General features: G+C 50.6%; 16 protein-coding genes. 13 read left to right on the top strand and 3 right to left on the bottom strand.

The genetic code is table 11. The annotated features are described in order from the left end of the window. Positions 1-101: 101 nt before the first annotated feature. On the bottom strand, positions 102-323 hold the full coding sequence (locus L2713_RS16170) for a DUF4266 domain-containing protein (RefSeq protein WP_086903676.1): 222 nt from the start codon (positions 321-323) through the stop codon (positions 102-104). A gap of 3 nt (positions 324-326) precedes the next feature. Then, positions 327-794 carry a TlpA disulfide reductase family protein gene (locus L2713_RS16165; protein WP_086903675.1) on the bottom strand — a complete coding sequence of 156 codons (468 nt, stop codon included), beginning with the start codon at positions 792-794 and terminating at the stop codon, positions 327-329. 350 nt (positions 795-1,144) lie between these two features. On the opposite strand from L2713_RS16165, the gene hyaA reads away from it, so the two are divergent. The 6 genes from hyaA (at position 1,145) to hypF (ending at position 9,680) form a co-directional block, all read left to right on the top strand. Continuing rightward, a complete protein-coding gene (gene hyaA / locus L2713_RS16160; protein ID WP_109285908.1) occupies positions 1,145-2,281 on the top strand; it encodes a nickel-dependent hydrogenase small subunit in 1,137 nt (378 codons plus the stop codon). Positions 2,282-2,284: 3 nt separating this feature from the next. Further along, positions 2,285-3,988, top strand: a complete 1,704-nt coding sequence (gene hyaB, locus L2713_RS16155; RefSeq protein ID WP_011626296.1) for a nickel-dependent hydrogenase large subunit — start codon at positions 2,285-2,287, stop codon at positions 3,986-3,988. Between the two features lie 21 nt (positions 3,989-4,009). Further along, positions 4,010-4,684: a Ni/Fe-hydrogenase, b-type cytochrome subunit gene (gene cybH / locus L2713_RS16150; RefSeq protein WP_248968575.1), complete on the top strand. Its 675-nt coding sequence runs from the start codon at positions 4,010-4,012 to the stop codon at positions 4,682-4,684. 7 nt (positions 4,685-4,691) lie between these two features. Further along, complete coding sequence (locus L2713_RS16145) at positions 4,692-5,270, top strand: HyaD/HybD family hydrogenase maturation endopeptidase (protein WP_248968574.1); 579 nt, start codon at positions 4,692-4,694, stop codon at positions 5,268-5,270. After that, positions 5,251-7,101, top strand: coding sequence for a Kae1-like domain-containing protein (locus tag L2713_RS16140; protein WP_248968573.1), 1,851 nt, complete (start codon positions 5,251-5,253; stop codon positions 7,099-7,101). The genes L2713_RS16145 and L2713_RS16140 overlap by 20 nt, the downstream gene beginning before the upstream one ends. 71 nt (positions 7,102-7,172) lie before the next feature. Then, the gene (gene hypF / locus L2713_RS16135; RefSeq protein WP_248968572.1) at positions 7,173-9,680 is read left to right on the top strand and encodes a carbamoyltransferase HypF; all 2,508 of its coding nucleotides are present in this window, start codon (positions 7,173-7,175) and stop codon (positions 9,678-9,680) included. Positions 9,681-9,684: 4 nt separating this feature from the next. Here the strand turns inward: hypF and L2713_RS16130 are convergent, their stop codons facing one another. Next, on the bottom strand, positions 9,685-10,563 hold the full coding sequence (locus L2713_RS16130; RefSeq protein WP_109285904.1) for a LysR family transcriptional regulator: 879 nt from the start codon (positions 10,561-10,563) through the stop codon (positions 9,685-9,687). A 171-nt stretch (positions 10,564-10,734) separates the two neighbouring features. Here L2713_RS16130 and fdhD point away from each other — a divergent pair, with 171 nt between their 5' ends. The 7 genes from fdhD to hypA all read left to right on the top strand — a co-directional run bounded on the left by fdhD (position 10,735) and on the right by hypA (position 17,686). Then, positions 10,735-11,595 carry a formate dehydrogenase accessory sulfurtransferase FdhD gene (fdhD, locus tag L2713_RS16125; protein ID WP_248968571.1) on the top strand — a complete coding sequence of 287 codons (861 nt, stop codon included), beginning with the start codon at positions 10,735-10,737 and terminating at the stop codon, positions 11,593-11,595. Then, the gene (locus L2713_RS16120) at positions 11,579-13,900 is read left to right on the top strand and encodes an FdhF/YdeP family oxidoreductase (protein WP_248968570.1); all 2,322 of its coding nucleotides are present in this window, start codon (positions 11,579-11,581) and stop codon (positions 13,898-13,900) included. The genes fdhD and L2713_RS16120 overlap by 17 nt, the downstream gene beginning before the upstream one ends. A 212-nt stretch (positions 13,901-14,112) precedes the next feature. Beyond that, the gene (hypB, locus tag L2713_RS16115; RefSeq protein ID WP_248968569.1) at positions 14,113-14,874 is read left to right on the top strand and encodes a hydrogenase nickel incorporation protein HypB; all 762 of its coding nucleotides are present in this window, start codon (positions 14,113-14,115) and stop codon (positions 14,872-14,874) included. Then, positions 14,874-15,119: a HypC/HybG/HupF family hydrogenase formation chaperone gene (locus tag L2713_RS16110; RefSeq protein WP_089067914.1), complete on the top strand. Its 246-nt coding sequence runs from the start codon at positions 14,874-14,876 to the stop codon at positions 15,117-15,119. The genes hypB and L2713_RS16110 overlap by 1 nt, the downstream gene beginning before the upstream one ends. A 59-nt stretch (positions 15,120-15,178) precedes the next feature. Further along, positions 15,179-16,318, top strand: coding sequence for a hydrogenase formation protein HypD (gene hypD, locus L2713_RS16105; protein WP_011622585.1), 1,140 nt, complete (start codon positions 15,179-15,181; stop codon positions 16,316-16,318). After that, positions 16,311-17,330, top strand: coding sequence for a hydrogenase expression/formation protein HypE (gene hypE / locus L2713_RS16100; RefSeq protein ID WP_011626302.1), 1,020 nt, complete (start codon positions 16,311-16,313; stop codon positions 17,328-17,330). The genes hypD and hypE overlap by 8 nt, the downstream gene beginning before the upstream one ends. Beyond that, on the top strand, positions 17,330-17,686 hold the full coding sequence (gene hypA / locus L2713_RS16095; protein WP_248968568.1) for a hydrogenase/urease nickel incorporation protein HypA: 357 nt from the start codon (positions 17,330-17,332) through the stop codon (positions 17,684-17,686). Before hypE ends, hypA begins: the two co-directional genes overlap by 1 nt. Positions 17,687-17,745: the final 59 nt, after the last annotated feature.

Here is a 17,745-nt window from a genome sequence, read left to right as displayed (position 1 = left end):
CAACACCTTTATGTCATTAACGCGTTTTTAGACTAAAAACCTAATTTATGCTAAACCTCAGTAGGCTAAACCTCAGGTACCACTTGTTGAATGTACAAGGCTTAGTTACAACCGCAGCCGCCGCCCGCAAACGCGCGACCACCGCTACTGCCTTCCTTACTGAAGTAGATATGATCGTCTAACGCCTGATCTAACTTTTCACTGTCAAGGGCCATATCCGCCCGCGCGAGTTGTCCTTTCTCCCAAGGCTGCACCCCAAGGCTCGAACACCCACTCACCCCTAACATCACTAACGACATGGTAACTAACGCGATGTTACGCATAACTTACTCCTTCAACAGATTCACGAGTTCTTGTTCATAATCGGCGGCATTATCTTGGTAAAAGCCCACATGGCTTTTGACTAATTCACCTTGGCGATTGAACATAAAGCTGCTGGGCATGCCCAGTAAATCAAAGCTTCGTGCCACATCCCCCTCAGGGTTAAAACGCACTGTAAAGGTCGCAGGTACCTGCTTTAAAAATTCATCGGCGAGCGCCTTATCGGTATCTAGGTTAATCGCCACCACGGCTAAACCTTGCTCGCGATACTTTTGCGCCATCGCATTCATCCAAGGGAAAGACTTACGGCACGGACCACACCAAGACGCCCAAAAATCGACGTAGACCACTTTGCCCTTAAACTCAGTCAAGGAAACACTTTGGTTATTTGCATCAAACACCTGATGCTCCAGCGACGGTGCAGCCTGGGCGCCAAGACTTAACAAACTGAGTAACAACAAGAGTTTTTTCATACTAGGTCCATCCATCACAATTGCGTTTGAATTTATTAACTGAATCTTAAGGTTTGCTTAAACTGTAGAAGAATAAATTTAAGCTCGCGTTGGCGGTTATTGTTTGCCGTATCAATTGATTACAAAGTGAGCTACAACAGAAAAAAGGTTAAAAGTGCGACATTTTGTCCCATTAGCAAAATCGAAATTAGATCTGCATCATGTTAATTAAATGTCAAAATCAGTTTCATCACATCTCTTGAAAATTCTTGATATGCATCAAGAATTCTGTATCGCCTAAGGCCTAAACTGGCAGTGTCAATTATGTAAACCCTTACCAATTTACATTCAAATAACAAAAAGGTTGACCCATGGACACACATGCAGCCCTCTATGAACAGGGAAAGGCGCGCTTAGACGCACTGCGCCAACTCGCTCCCCGTCAACAGCAAACATTAATCGAAAAATTACAACAACACGGCATCACCCGTCGTGACTTTATGAAGTGGAGCGCCATGGTGACGGGCATGCTCGCCCTACCACTGCCCTTTAGTAACTTAGTTGCCGAAGCCGCCGAACTCGCCGACCGTGTACCCTTAATCTGGTTACACATGGCCGAATGTACTGGCTGCTCTGAATCCTTAGTGCGCGCCGATACGCCTAATTTAGATTCGCTGATCTTCGACCATATCTCGTTGGAATATCACGAAACCTTAATGGCCGCTGCCGGCTGGCAAGCAGAGGAAAACCTCGAGCACGCACTCGAAACCTACAAGGGCCGTTATCTACTCGCCGTTGAAGGTGCCGTACCGACCGCTAATAACGGCAGCTTCTTAACCGTGGGCTGTAAAGGTCATACCGGCTTAGAAATTATCAAGCATGCCGCCGAAGGCGCCGCGGCGATTATTTCTGTGGGCACCTGCGCTTCCTTCGGTGGCGTGCAAGCCGCCTACCCTAACCCCACAGGGGCGAAAGGGGTACACGAAGTCGTGAGCAAGCCTGTGATCAACTTAGGTGGCTGTCCGCCGAGTGAGAAAAACATCGTCGGCACCCTGATGTATTTCATCATGTTCGGCAAATTACCCGCGCTGGATATGTTTAATCGTCCTAAATGGGCTTATGGCGCACGGGTGCACGATAACTGTGAACGCCGCGGCCGTTTCGATGCCGGTGAGTTCGTTGAAGAGTTTGGCGATCACGGTGCGAAGGAAGGTTACTGCCTCTACAAAGTGGGCTGTAAAGGACCTTATACCTATAACAACTGCCCCACAGAGCGCTTTAACCACCATACCAGTTGGCCAGTGTTAGCGGGCCACGGTTGTATGGGCTGCTCAGAACCTAACTTCTGGGATGATATGGCCGACTTTGAAAAACCCCTTGGCCGTCAACTACTCCATGGATTGGATGCTACCGCAGACACAGTCGGTGCGGTGATTTTAGGCGCGACCGTCGTCGGCATTGGAGCCCACGCCGTTGCCAGTATTTTTGCCAAGCCGCTGGAGGAATAACCCATGAGCAAGCGCGTTGTTATCGACCCTATCACCCGTATTGAGGGTCATTTACGTATCGAAGTCGAAGTTGATGAGAATAATGTCATCAACAAAGCATGGTCATCCTCTACCCTGTGGCGTGGTATTGAAGTCATCCTCAAGGGCCGCACGCCAATGGACGTGGGGCTGATTGTGCAGCGGATCTGCGGTGTTTGTACTTATTCCCACTATCGCTGTGGTACCGAAGCGGTGGAAAATGCCTTAGGCATTCAAATCCCGTTAAACGCGAAATACCTGCGCTCCTTGATGCAAACCTCGCTCTATATGCATGACCATATAGTGCACTTCTATCATCTACACGGTTTAGACTGGGTGGATGTGGTGTCAGCTTTAAGCGCCGATCCCGCCAAGGCTGCACAGGTTGCCCTCAAATATACCGACAAGCCGATTGCCGCGGGCGAAGGCGAATTAAGAGCGGTGCAAGAGCGGGTTAAAGGCTTTGTCGAAACCGGCAAACTCGGCCCCTTCGCTAACGCTTACTGGGGCAATGGCACCTATAAATTTACCCCAGAGCAAAACCTGATTGCCCTGTCGCATTACCTCAAAGCCCTTGAAGTACAACGGGTTGCCGCCGAAATGCTGGCGATTTTTGGGGGTAAACAACCGCATCCACAATCATTGGTTGTGGGCGGTGTCACCTCAGTGCGCGATATGTTAAGCCCTGCGCGCCTGCAGGAATGGAAACAAAAACACGCGATTGTGACTGACTTTATTCTGCGTGCCTATCAAGCAGATATCGTCATGGCGGCGGAAGCCTTTGGTGGTGAAGCCAGCGTACTTGGCGGCGTTAACGTTAAAAACTTCATGGCGACCAATGACTTTGTACTCGCCAATGGCGAATACCTGTTCGACCAAGGCGTGATCATGAAGGGCGACCTAGCGGGCGTGAGCGACATCAACCCAGAGCTTATCGCCGAAGACGTCAGCCATGCCTGGTATAGCGCCGATGCGCCGCAGCATCCCTACGATGGCACGACTATCCCCAACTACACCGGCTTTGTTGAGCGCGATACGGTTTACGGCAAACTGCCCACCTTAGATGGCGATGGCAAATACTCTTGGGTGAAATCGCCCCGCTATCAAGGCGAGCCGGTCGAAGTGGGTCCATTGTCCTGTCTGCTGGTGAGCTATGCCCGTGGCAACAAAGTGGTCGTAGATGCCGTCAATGCGCTGCTGGCTCGCACGGGTCTACCGGTTGAAGCCCTGTTCACCACCTTAGGCCGCACCGCCGCGCGGATGCTGCAAACGGTTATCGTGGCGCAGGAAGGTTTGAAAACCTTCGATGCCCTGTTAACCAATATTCAATCTGATGAAACCACCTATGTGAAACCCCATATCGACCCAAGTCGTGAATATGTGGGTCACGCCATGATTGAAGCGCCACGCGGCATGTTAAGCCACTGGATCCGCATCAAAAACGGTGTCATTGAAAACTATCAAGCCGTGGTGCCCACCACGTGGAACGCAGGCCCTGTGGATGCTAATGGCAAGATTGGTCCCTACGAAGCCTCACTCATTGGTTTGAAACTGGAAGATCCCACTAAGCCCCTTGAGGTGATACGCATTATTCACTCATTCGACCCTTGCATGGCGTGTTCAGTACACGTGATGGATTTCAAAGGTCAAGCACTGAGCGAGTTCCGTGTCAGCCCCAATGGTCAATAACAACGAGGGAGGGAACGCAACATGAACCATTCTGAAACCCGCATTCGGACACTGGTTTTTAGTACCGCGATACGGATTTTCCACTGGCTACGGGCACTGTCGATTTTAGTGCTGGTGATCACCGGATTCTATATCGCTTGGCCGTTTCTTGTGGCGCCCGACAGCACGGATGTATTGGTACAAGGTTGGGTGCGATTTGCCCATCTGATCTGCGGTTTTGTGTTGACCGCAGTCACCTTGGTCCGCTTCTACCTGTATTTTTTCAGTCGAAGCGATATCGAGCGACGCTCATTCCGTGACGTGATGAGCGTTAAGAGCTGGATCACCCAACTGAAATCCTACATTTGGATGGGACACTTGCATAAAGCCGGTGTTTACGGACCGCTGCAATTTGTGACCTACGTAGCAATCTCCTTCGTAGCACTTGTGATATGTATTACTGGACTCGTGCTGTATGCCAACGTCTACCATGAAGGTTTAGGTGGCATGCTTTGGAGCAGCGCAGCTTGGATCACGGCGCAAATGGGTGGACTGGCACAGGTGAGAATTTGGCACCATTACCTCACTTGGGCTTTCGTTATCTTTGTGGTTATCCACGTCTATATGGCGGTTTGGTCAGGGATACGCTTCAAACATAACTCCGTCGACTCAATTGTCTCTGGTTACGACTACCCGAAACCAGACTCACACCACTAGGAGTCCAATGAAGATATTGCTACTGGGTATTGGCAATGTCCTGTACGCCGATGAAGGCATCGGCGTACATTTTGTCAATTACATCGCTGAGAATTATCAGTTCACACACGAGTCCCACCAGCTGGAGATGCTCGATGGCGGCACCTTAGCCCAGGGACTCATTCCGATTATTTGCCAATACGATTATTTGATCGTAGTCGATACCGTCAATGCCAACGGCGTCGAGGCTGGCCAAGTGTATTTCTTCGATTTTGATAAAGCCCCGCAGGAAATCGACTGGCAAGGCAGTGCCCATGAAGTCGAAATGCTGCAAACCCTCAATATGATGGAAATGGTGGGCGACAGACCCAAAACCTTTGTGTTAGGCGTCACCCCTACCGTGTTAGAACCGATGACACTGGGACTGACCACTAAGGTGGCCGCCGCCGTCCCCTTGATGGAACAAACCCTGTTAACCCACTTAGCCTCCCTCGGGTTCACCGCGACACGCATTGCCGAGCATAGTATCGATTCGCTGATCCCCAATTCTTACAAACGTGGCGTCACTACTGGTGAAAATATAGAAGATGAAACACATCAGATTTGAGTTTACCTGCTCGCGTCAGGTGCCTTTGTATGCGCATTTATGTAATCAATACCTAAATTACGATGCGCTCAATATCAGCATCGGCTGCGACAGCCAGCAGGATTTTGGTTCGCACACTTATTTTATTGAGGCCCAAGGCGAACAAACGCAGCTGGAACAATTAGCCGAGGCGATCGCCGCCGACTTTTTAATTTCAGTCTGGCTGGTCGACTCAGGCATTCATGCGATTGAGGCGCCGCAGGGACAACGGACATTATTGACCGTCCCATCCACTGCGGGAGCGCTTGACGTGCAATCGGTCGCGGCATTTTGCCAGCAGTGTTATCCCCGATTTGGTGATAATCAGGCGGCGCAATTTGGTCAGCTCGATTTAACCTGTACTTGCTGCCACGGTGAAAAGCGCTTAACCAGTGCTCAAAAGGCGTTAACGCTGTCCGATCTCAAGGCGATGGCCGCGCAGCTTATCAGCCAAGGCTCACTAGATTTAGCCAGCGAAGGCGTGCAATTAAGCCTAACGCCCTTTGCCCATACAACAGCGTCCAGACCGCAACTGCTTATTTGTAATCCCAATACCCTCAACGCGCATTTTTGCCTGAAGGATAATCAAGTCCTCGCCCTATCCAGTATCGAAAAACCGCTGATGTGTGTCAGACCAACCCAAGATAATCAAAAGCTGCCCGCACCACTCTACGATATCTGCTTTGGTTACAGCCGAGTGGTGTTAGTGCTGAGTGAAATCCTGCGGCAAAAAGGTATCGATTGGGTGTATCTTGAGGGGGCGCACCAGAGGCCAGCGCTAGCCTGGGTCGATGGCGCTTGGGCTCAGTTAGGCAGCCACACAACCGAAAGTACAGCGCCGCAAACCATTAAGCAATTCAGTGCGCCGGAGCCTCTGCGGGAAGACATCCACTTTTTAGGCTTTAAGGCCAAATGGCAAGCCAATAAGAAAACCCGTTCACACCAAGGTTTATTGACTGTGCAGGCCATGCCAAATGAGGCCAATACAGCTGAATATGTAGCGAATGAGGAAGACCATACCATAGCGGATGCAGTCCTGTTTGCAGCGCTGCTTAATGGTAAATTTACGACCCATAAGCAGGCTAAAAATGCGGCGGTGATTTACTTAAGCCATCACCACACTGGGCAAATCGTTACCTGCGACAATAAGGGAGACACCTCACTGTTTTTCGCCCTGCCCGAACTGCCCGACAATGGTTACGAGATTTTCCATTGCCTCGACAGCAGTCCACAAAAAGCCGTCGCGCAAAAATTTAAGAGCTTGTTTCCAGAAGACTACTTAAAGCTGCTGAGCCTAAAACTTAACGGTAGACGCGATAATCTTCAGAGTCTGTGGGCGATTGCTGCAGTATTGATTGGCCTAAATCCGCAGGAAGAAACCCAATCGCAAGCCTATTTGAGCGATGCACTGCTCGCCGCCGCCATGCGTTACCATGGTGCGAATGCGCCGCGCATCGATTATCCCCTCACCAAAGGTGAGGCCCACCGCAGCCTGAATTGGTGTAAAACCCTAGGCACGCTGCTGAGTTTTCGCGTTGCAGGGCACAGCGATCCGAGTCAACTGGCCTTTGCAATGCAGGATTCCCTCGCCGACTACCTCGCTAATTGGCTGGAACACATTGACTTAAATATCGGTGTACACAACATTGCTTTAGCGGGCAATGAGTTAGCTAACGAAACCCTCTGTAAGCGTATTAGCCTGCGGCTCGGGAAAAACTTCCCGCTATTAGTCAATCGCAGTCTAGATTTAGAGGGCGACAACCTGGCCGTAGGCGCGCTCTATGTAAAGCAGCGGCAGTTAAATAGCCTTTAACAACACCCGCTCACCGCTAGCCTTACATTCAGATAGCGCTAACGCATGGAGGATAAAATGTTTTATCTTCCATGCAGATGCCGCCAGATAAGCGAAGAATACCGAGATTGAAAAAAACCACCTCACCCACTAATCAAACCGATCAACTCGAGCGCCGCCAGCTGCATATCACGGGCATAGTGCAAGGCGTGGGCTTTCGCCCCTTTGTTTACCGCTGGGCGAGTGAGCTTAAATTAACCGGCACAGTGCTAAATAATGCCAATGGCGTGATGATTGAGCTGCAAGGCCCCACCGCTCAGTTGTATAGCTTTGTGCGTGAGTTAACCACCAATCCGCCGCCGCTGGCGCGCATCGATCAGATTACCCAGAGTCCGTTAGCGGTAAACCTTGAAGAGACTAGCTTCGATATTATTCAAAGTGATAGCCAAAGTGATGAATCTGGTGAGCATAACTTTGCAGCGCTGGTTGCCGTATCGGCCGACAAGAGTACCTGTCAGGATTGCTTAGGCGATATGCATAACCCGCAGGATCGCCACTTTGGCTATGCCTTTACCAATTGCACTAACTGCGGACCAAGATACACCATTATCAATGCCTTACCCTACGATCGCCATCATACCGCTATGGCGGATTTCGCTATGTGTCCCGACTGCGCCAAGGCTTATCAAGATCCGCTAAATCGCAGATACCACGCTCAGCCTGTGAGTTGCCCTAAGTGTGGTCCTCAATTGAGTTTAAAATCGCCTCAGGGCGAGTTACTTGCACCTAATTCCTTGTCCGCTTTGCAAGATAACAGCCTTGCAGTATTGTCGGCGGCGGCCGAGAAACTGGCTCAAGGGCAGATTCTTGCGATAAAGGGTTTAGGTGGCTTCCACTTAATGTGCGATGCAACCAACACTTTAGCCGTCAATCAATTAAGGCAACGCAAGCAACGAAAAGCCAAGCCGCTAGCGGTGATGATGCCGAGCATCGAAGTGGCAAAACGCTATGTAACGGGTACACAGGCAGAGTGGCAAACCTTAAGTTCGCAGGAGCGGCCCATCGTACTGATGCAGGCGCTGGATAAACACAATCTGAGCCATCAGATTGCTCCTAATATCCCAAAACTCGGGATATTTTTGCCCTACACACCGCTGCATCATTTACTGCTCGGGCAATTTAATGGCCCACTGGTTGCGACCAGTGCGAATGTCTCTGGCGAGCCGATTATCACCGATTGTGATGAGCTTATCAGTCAACTAGGCCATGTGGTGGATGCCATAGTCGATCACAACCGTCCCATCCTCAACGGCTGTGATGACAGCGTGGTGCAACTTATCCAACCGCCAAATGGCTGTGCACCACAGGTGCAAGTGCTGCGTTTAGCGCGGGGATATGCGCCCTTAAGCTTCCCATTACCCAAGCCGCTGAGTCACTCCATTCTTGCCGTGGGCGCCCAACAAAAAAATGCCATTGCGTTAGGTTTTGGCTCGAATGTGTTTTTAAGCCCGCATATTGGCGATCTCTTTAGTATCAGCGCTGAGCAGTATTTCGAGCGCACCTTAGCGACCTTCGCCCGTCTGTATCATTTCAGCCCCGAGCTGATTGTCCACGATAAGCACCCAGACTACGCACCATCGCGCTGGGCAGAGACGCAGCAACAGCACAGCCTGGATACACAAAGCCAAGACACACAGCCTATCCAAACCTTAAGTGTGCAGCATCACCATGCCCATGTGCTCAGCGTGATGGCCATCAATCAATATCAAGAGCCAGTATTAGGCTTTAGTTTCGATGGCACAGGGCTTGGAAACGATGGCAGCCTCTGGGGCGGTGAAGTCTTACTGACCACCCTTAACGGCGCCGAGCGGCTTGCCCATTTCGAGGCAATTTCCCTGCTCGGTGGAGAACAGGCAATTAAGCAACCTGTGCGATTGCTGCTGGCACTGCTGTTTCAGCAGATGAGTCTCGAGGAAGTGCAAGCCCTTAAGTTGCCGATTCTGACAACCTTAAGCCCCATCACCTTAAGCAATCTGCATCGGATCTGGCAAAACGGTCATGGGATTAATAGCTCCTCGGTGGGACGCTTGTTCGATGCCCTCGCCTGCGCCTTAGGCTTTATCGACACCACCCAATTTGAAGGCCAAGCGGGCATGTTAATTGAAGCAGCGGCAAGACGGGCCGACTCCAAACAACTGCCGACGCTGATGCTCGACTTGCCCTTGGAAATCTCGGATATGCCCAGTGACAGCTCGATGCACGAACCGCATATCTGGCGAAGTAGCCAGCTCTTTAAGCAGATAATCACGCTGATCACCGAAGCGCCGCTCACTGACGTTCTGCAAGCGCAGTTAGCCCGCGCCTTTTTACATAGTATGGGGGATGCCGTTTGTGGTTATGCTGCGCGCTATCCTGCCCTGCCTGTAGTGCTGTGCGGCGGCGTGTTTCAAAACCAATATTTGCTCGAATATTGCCTCAGTAAACTGCACCAACAGGGCAATACCGTGCTGCCCAACAAACATATTCCCGTCAACGATGGCGGTATCGCCCTCGGGCAGCTTTGGTATGGTATCCATCAAAGCGCGGGCAACGACAAATGATGGTTTAAGACTCAAGCTGGTTCATAAAGGCTTTCATTGCGGGCGTAATGCTGTGCTTACGGGTCATAAAGACCGTTTGCCCTGAACTGACACCGTCTAACAGCTGATACGGGATCCCAAAGAGTTGCGCCACCGATTCGGCAATACCGCGGCTGACAATAGCACTGCCTAAACCATGCTTTACCGCGCCGATTAAGTGAAATAATGAGTCGGTTTCCAGCACCAAATTAAAATCAATCCCCGCCTGCGCCATCGCATTATCTATGTATTTTCTAAACTGCATATTTTGACTCAGCAGCACTAAGGGACGCGTACCTATGTCCGCTAAAGACAAGGATTTGCTTGCACTGCCATCAACCGAATCACAGGACAACAGCGCCATTTGATTGGCCCGCTGCGGATAAAACACGAAGCTACGCCGATTAGCCTCGGTGAGTTGTTCGTCAAACCCAAGTCCGATATCGGTTTTATGCAAACTAAGATTTTCAATCAATTGCCCATTGGTCATTACAGATAACTTGATGCTGATATTGGGATAAGCCTGATTAAACAGCTTAATCAACGGCATGATGTCGATACTCGATTGCGGCACTATGCCAATCCGTAACGAACCCGTGAGCTGGCCGCGAAACAGACTCAACTCCTGCTTTAACGCTGCCTGTTCCTGCAACATTCTCTCGGCGTATTGCAGCATGATCTGTCCCGCATCCGTGAGCGCCACAAACTGGCTCCCCCGCACCACAAGCTCTGTGCCTACGCTTTTTTCAAGGGCGCTTATCCCCGCGGAGAGTGTCGGTTGCGTCACATGGCAGGCGTTCGCCGCTTTGGCAAAATGCTGTAATTGTGCGAGTTGTTGGAAATAATGCAGGTGGCGAATATTCATAGTGTTTTCGACATAGTTAGATACAGTGCTTTAGACAAATCTGAAAAATCAAACCCTATTGGTATCCATAGTTTAATAGAAATCTTCTATCAATCCATAAAATAGTTTGATTGGCCTAGCGCGTAAACCCTCCCTAGAATGTGATCAACATCCAATTTCAGGTTGAAATGCGTGCTAACTCACCCACTCGATTCGGCGAATGATCCAAGGCTCTGCCCTGGATCTCAACACAGCCCAAACGCGGCTCAACAGCCTAACACCCGTTACTCGCATCTGGTTGAAGAGGTCGCAGCCGCCATCAACCTCAATGGCATCAGCTATGCGGTGATGATGATAACGCCCGATCACTTTGAGGATTTTGTGATTGGCTTCTTATTCGCCGAAGGCATTATCAGCCAAGACCAAGATGTGCATGAGATTGATATCACTCCCGTCCAAGACGGGGTAATGCTCGATGTCACCTTAGCCAATCGTTGTTTCATCGCCCTTAAACAACGCAAAAGACGGCTCGTTGGCGCAACTGGCTGTGGGATCTGCGGTGTGGAAGCCCTAGGTCATGCCCTACCAGATTTACCGCCATTACCCGCCTGCGCTCCCTTAGTGCTTGAGCATGTCGACAGCCTCAAACAGCAAATACATACACATCAGCTTAAGGCGCAGCGCAGCGGCGCTATCCATGCGGCTTTTGCCTTAGATGAGGCTGGGAATATCCTTGAGTGTCGTGAAGATATCGGTCGTCACAATGCGTTAGATAAGCTTATTGGCGCGCTGCTGCGGCAAAAACGCAGCGCCAAGGCTATGCTGATGACCAGTCGCTGCAGCAGCGAGTTAATCCAAAAGGCGGTGCGTTATGGAGCCAACCATTTGATTAGTCTCGCGTCACCGAGCCAGCTCGCGGTAAAACTGGCGCTGAAATACCAGCTTAATCTTGTCCATATTCCTAAGTTTGATCCGCCAATCCACTACTCCATATTTGATGAAAGCATTGCATCCCAATGCAATCGCGGAGAATTTTATGCCTGTTCATATTGAAAAACCGACCAAAGCCGGCGGCTTCCCCTCACTGCAATCGACCTTAAAGCATGTGCTGCGTAGCCAAAAGACCCAGCAAAATATCAAAAATCTGCTCAGGGTAAACCAAACCGATGGCTTTGACTGCCCGGGTTGTGCCTGGGGCGATAACAAGGCTGGTGCTTTTCAGTTTTGCGAAAATGGCGCCAAAGCCGTGGCGTGGGAGTCGACGGGCAAGATTGTTGACCGCAACTTTTTCGCCGAGTATTCGGTGCGCCAGTTAGCTAAGCAGACCGACTATTGGCTCGAATATCAGGGCCGCTTGGCCGAACCTATGCGTTATAACGCCGCGACCGATCACTATGAACCCATCAGCTGGGATGATGCCTTTCAGCTGATTGCTGATACGCTCAATGGCCTTAGCGATCCCAATCAAGTGGAGTTTTACACCTCGGGCCGCGCCAGCAACGAGGCCTCCTATCTCTATCAATTGTTTGGCCGACTGTATGGCACCAATAACTTCCCCGATTGTTCGAATATGTGCCACGAGGCCAGCGGCGTTGCACTCAACCAAGCCATTGGTGTCGGTAAAGGCACAGTCGTCTTAAGCGATTTCGATGCGGCCGAAGCGATTTTTGTCTTCGGGCAAAATCCCGGCACCAACCATCCTCGGATGATGAATGCCCTACGTAAAGCCGCCAGACAGGGTTGTAAAATTGTCACCTTCAATAACTTAAAAGAAGTGGCGCTGGAGCGATTCGCCAGCCCGCAAAGTCCAACTGAGTTATTAACTCCCGCTGCGACCACCATTAGTCATCAATACCTGACGCCGCTACTTGGCGGCGATATGGCGGCCATTCGCGGCATGGCAAAGCATATTCTTGAGTCGAACTCAAAGTGTATCGACCGGGAGTTTATCGCCACCCACAGTGCGTTTTTCGCAGACTATGAGCAGAGCGTCCGTCATACCGACTGGCAACAGATAGAAGCCCAATCGGGCTTGTCCAAGGCCGATATTATTCAAGCCGCCACAGTCTTTAGCCAAAGTAAGACGGTGATCAGCTGCTGGGCCATGGGCATCACTCAGCATAAACATTCGGTCGATACCATCCGTGAAATCATCAACCTGCATCTGCTCTGCGGCCAAATTGGCAAAGCAGGCTCAGGGCTTTGCCCAGTGCGCGGTCACAGCAATGTGCAGGGTAACCGCACAATGGGTATTAACGAAAAACCCAAAGCCGAGTTTATTGACCGTTTAGAGCAGTATTTGGGCTGCCAATTACCCCGCGCCGCGGGTCATAACGTGGTTGAAGCCTTAAAGGCCCTAGATAGTGAGCAAAGCAAAGTACTTATCTGCCTCGGTGGAAACCTCGCCGCCGCCGCGCCAGACAGCGCTTTTACCTATAACGCCATGGGAAAAGCGCGCTTAAATGTGCAAATAAGCACTAAGCTCAATCGTAGTCACTTACAGGTCGGCAAAGATGCGCTGATCTTACCTTGCCTTGGCCGCACCGAACTCGATAAGCAAAAACACGGCATTCAAAAAATCACCGTCGAAGATACCTTTAGCATGGTGCACGCCTCAACTGGGATGAACGATGCGGTATCGCCACTCTGCCTGTCGGAAATTGATATTGTGGCGCGCATGGCACATGCCACCTTGGCTGTGAAACCATCCTCAATGAATGCAACCAGTGCCAAGTCAATTGACTGGTTAGCCCTAAGGGATGATTACAACCTGATCCGCGATTTGATTGAGCAAACCATTGCAGGTTTTGAAGACTACAATCAAAAAATTAACGTCCCTGCGGGATTCCATTTAACCAATAATGCCGCGCAGCTCGACTGGCATACTCAAAGCCACAAGGCTGAATTTAACGCCTGTGCTTTACCCGACTCCATCATCGCCGATTGTTCGAGTCAGGCCTTGACCAGTACGCTGCCAGTGTTACTGCTGCAGAGTCTGCGCTCACACGATCAATACAACACCACCATCTACGGCATGGATGACAGATACCGCGGCATTAAGGGCAAGCGCAATGTGCTGTTTATGAACAGTGATGATGCCAAAGCGCAGGGGTTTAGCGACGGCCAGTTAGTCGATATCCAATCGCTCACTAACGATGGAAAATTACGCAAAGTATATGACTTTATGGTGATTTATTACGAGATCCCCAAGGGCAATATCGCCGCCTATTACCCCGAGACTAATCCCTTAGTCGCCATCGACAGTGTGGGCGTGGGCTCCTACACCCCGACCTCAAAATCGGTTCCCGTTATCTTAACCCCCGCGAGCAGCAACAAAATCAACATCCTTCAACGCTAAGCCACGCAAACGCATTATCCCCACTGGCCAAAGAAATTTTCTTTGGCCTTTGTTTATCCAAATAAACCTGACGAACATCAAAGAATCCACAGCCGATTTGTATCACACTTAACATTAGCGTAATCAAATTAACCCTATTTAATAGCATCAGCATATTGTCAGGCTAATACCGCCCAAAGAGGCATTTTGCCTAGGACAAGGAGAAATATAAGATGTGTAAAGACTGCGGCTGCTCCTTACCCCGCCATTCCCATGATCACGGCCATCTGCATCACCATCAGGAATTGCACACAAATCCTCAGCTTAACGATAAAAAAACCTTGTCGGTGATCCATAAAATTCTCGATAAAAACGATGTTGAAGCCGCCCATAACCGCGCGCATTTTGAGGCGCACAATATCACCGCCTTCAATTTAATGAGTAGCCCAGGCAGTGGCAAAACCACCTTGCTCGAACACTTAAAAGAGTACACCGCCCTCAACTACGCCGTCATTGAAGGGGATTTAGAGACCTCCCGCGATGCCGACCGCTTAATCGCCAAAGGCATTCAGGCCCATCAAATTCAAACTGGCAGCGCCTGCCACCTCGACGCCTTTATGGTGCACGGCGCTTTACATCACTTGCCACTCGAAGGCTTAGATATTTGTTTTGTCGAAAACGTGGGAAACCTCGTCTGCCCCGCCAGTTACGATGTCGGCACCCATAAAAATATCGTGCTGCTCTCGGTTCCCGAAGGCGATGATAAGATTGAGAAATATCCCGTCATGTTCCGCCGCGCCGATCTTGTGCTCATCACCAAATGTGACCTCTTGCCCTACTTCGATTTCAGCGTCGACGAGGCCAAAGCCCAACTTAAGAAGCTCAACCCCGACACACAGATTTTGGAAGTCTCGATTAAGGATGGCGATTCCATGCGAGCCGTCGTTGCATGGCTGAACAACAACCTTCACCACGCTTCGGGAGAGCCACAATAATGTGCCTGTCTATTCCCTCCCAAGTGGTGGCCGTCGATAACGAGCGTCAATCGGTCACCGTCGATACGCTAGGTGTCAGGCGCGATGTGAGCAGTCATTTAATGACTGAGCCTTTAGCCATTGGTGACTATGTGCTTATCCATATTGGTTTTGTGATGAATAAAATTGATCGCAATGATGCACTACAAAGCCTTGAATTATATAAAGAGATAGTTTCAAAACTTGAAGCTGAGACCACGCATTAAGTAATCACCGCAGTAAAAGTGATAACAAATAACAGCCAAAAACTGCGCAAGGACTGAAGATGCTTGACCTAAAACAACTTTATCAAGGCTTTCGCGACCCCGATACTATAGCCTCGTTTGCGGAGGATATCGCTAAATGCGCCCGCACGCTTAAAGAGCCTATTAATATCATGGAGGTCTGTGGCGGCCATACCCACACCATCATGAAATACGGCTTACTGGATTTATTGCCAGAAAATATTGAATTTATCCACGGTCCCGGCTGCCCAGTGTGCGTGATGCCCAAGGAGCGAATTGACCAAGCCGCAGTGCTCGCCCAGCAAGAGAATGTGATTTTAGTGACCCTGGGGGATATGATCCGCGTCCCCGGCTCCCAAGGCTCACTTGCCAGTTTCAGGGCCAAGGGCTGTGATATTCGCCCTATCTATGACCCTTTAGACACGCTCAAAATCGCCCGCGACAATCCCGATAAAACCGTGGTGTTTTTCGCCATTGGCTTTGAAACCTCGACCCCAATGACCGCTGTGCTGCTACAACTGGCTGAGCAGGAAAAGCTGGCTAATTTGTTGTTTCATATCAACCACGTCTTAGTACCACCCGCAATTGATGCTGTGATGCACGACCCTAAAGCCAGAGTAAACGCCTTTATTGGCCCTGCCCATGTCAGTGTGATCAGTGGGGCCAAAATCTATCGCCCCGCCGTCGAGCAATACGGCACGCCTGTGGTGGTATCGGGGTTCGAACCCGTCGATGTGATGGAATCCATCCTGCGTATCGTACGGCAAAAGGTGGCGGGAACGGCGCTATTAGATATCCAATACAGCCGCGCCGTATCAGAGGAAGGCAATCTTGCCGCTCAGGCCAAGGTGGATCAATTTTTCCAGACTCGGCCGCAATTTCGTTGGCGCGGGCTTGGGCCCATTCCCAACTCGGCGCTTGAGTTAAGACCCGAATACGCCCACAGGGACGCCGAGAAGTACTTTAAGGACAGATTACCCGTCAAAGAGATTGACGATCATAAGGCTTGCCAATGCGGCGATATTCTTCGCGGGCTCGCCAAACCTAAGGACTGTAAAGTCTTTGGCCGCGGCTGCAATCCCGAAACTCCTCTCGGTAGCTGTATGGTTAGCTCCGAAGGCGCGTGTAATGCGTATTACCGCTATCAAGGTATAGATAGCAAGGAGCCACACCATGGCTGATTTCCAACCCAAAGATAAAGCGATTCAACTCAGCCACGGTGGTGGCGGCAAAGAGATGAATAAACTCATTCGCGAACTGTTTTTTGCAGAGTTCGATAACCCGATCCTGCGTAGCGAAGAAGATGCGGCCAAGCTTGAATTGCAAGGCGCGACCGCCTTTACCACAGATTCCTTTACCGTATCACCGCTGTTTTTTGCCGGCGGAGATATTGGCAAGTTGGCGATCGCCGGCACTGTGAATGATCTTGCCATGATGGGCGCCGAGCCACAGTATTTAAGTTGCAGCGTGATCATCGAAGAAGGCTTTTCGCTCAATCAGTTAACCACTATTGTGCGCAGCATGGCCAAGGAGCTTAAACAGAGCGGCGCCAGAATCGTCTGTGGCGATACTAAAGTCGTGCCTAAGGGCTGTGCCGATGGCTTGTTTATCAATACCTCAGGCGTTGGGCGCATTTTACGTCCGAATATCTCGGCGGCAAATGTCGCACCGGGGGATGCAATCATTGTCTCCCGCGATGTGGGTTGCCATGGCGCCGCGATTCTGATGGCGCGCGAAGGTCTGACCCTCGAATCGGCTTTACAAAGCGATTGTGCCACTCTTTGGCCCGTGGTTGAGCAGCTTATTGCGGCGAATATTCCCATTCATGCGATGCGTGATGCGACCCGTGGCGGGCTCTCTGCCGTGTTAAACGAGTGGGCGGCGGCCGCCAATGTCGGGATTACCGTCAATGAGGCCAGTATTCCGGTTTGCGATGAAGTCAAAGGCTTGTGCGAACTCTATGGCTTTGAGGCCATGGATTTAGCCAATGAAGGCACCTTTATCTTGGCGGTCCCTAACGATATCGCCCTAGGCGCCTTAGAAATCATGCAGCGCTTTGGTCATTGCGAGCAGGCGGCGATCATCGGCACCGTCAGCGACGAACTTCCAGGAAAAGTGATCTTAAGAACGCCATGGAATACCAAACGTTACTTAGACCTGCCCCAGGGTGAACTGCTGCCAAGGATTTGTTAATGCACGAATATTCCATCGTCAGCGCCTTGATTGAGCAATGCGAGCAACATGCTAAGGCCAATCGAGCCAATAAAATCACCCGCGTCGATATCAAACTCGGGGTGATGAGCGGGGTCGAGCCCGCCTTGCTTGAGACCGCTTTTGAGACCTTTAAACTCGATGGGATCTGCCGTGATGCTGAACTGCGGATGACACTGCAATCCTTAGTGATTGCCTGTTTGGATTGCCACCAAGAGTCTGAGCTTACTGAGCGCTCTATCGTCTGCCCTGCTTGTCACAGCTACCATACGCGGGTTTTAGATGGCGAAGATATGCTGCTGATGCAGCTCGAAATGGAGCAAGAGGACGAGCACTGAGTGGCTGTAAGCCTCTTACTTAAGCATCTGCACTTGATAAAAAATGGGCTTTAAGTATT

Origin of the sequence: Shewanella seohaensis, assembly GCF_023283775.1 — a bacterium.
GTDB classification, from domain to species: domain Bacteria; phylum Pseudomonadota; class Gammaproteobacteria; order Enterobacterales; family Shewanellaceae; genus Shewanella; species Shewanella seohaensis.
This window is presented reverse-complemented; position numbering and strand designations above follow the sequence as displayed.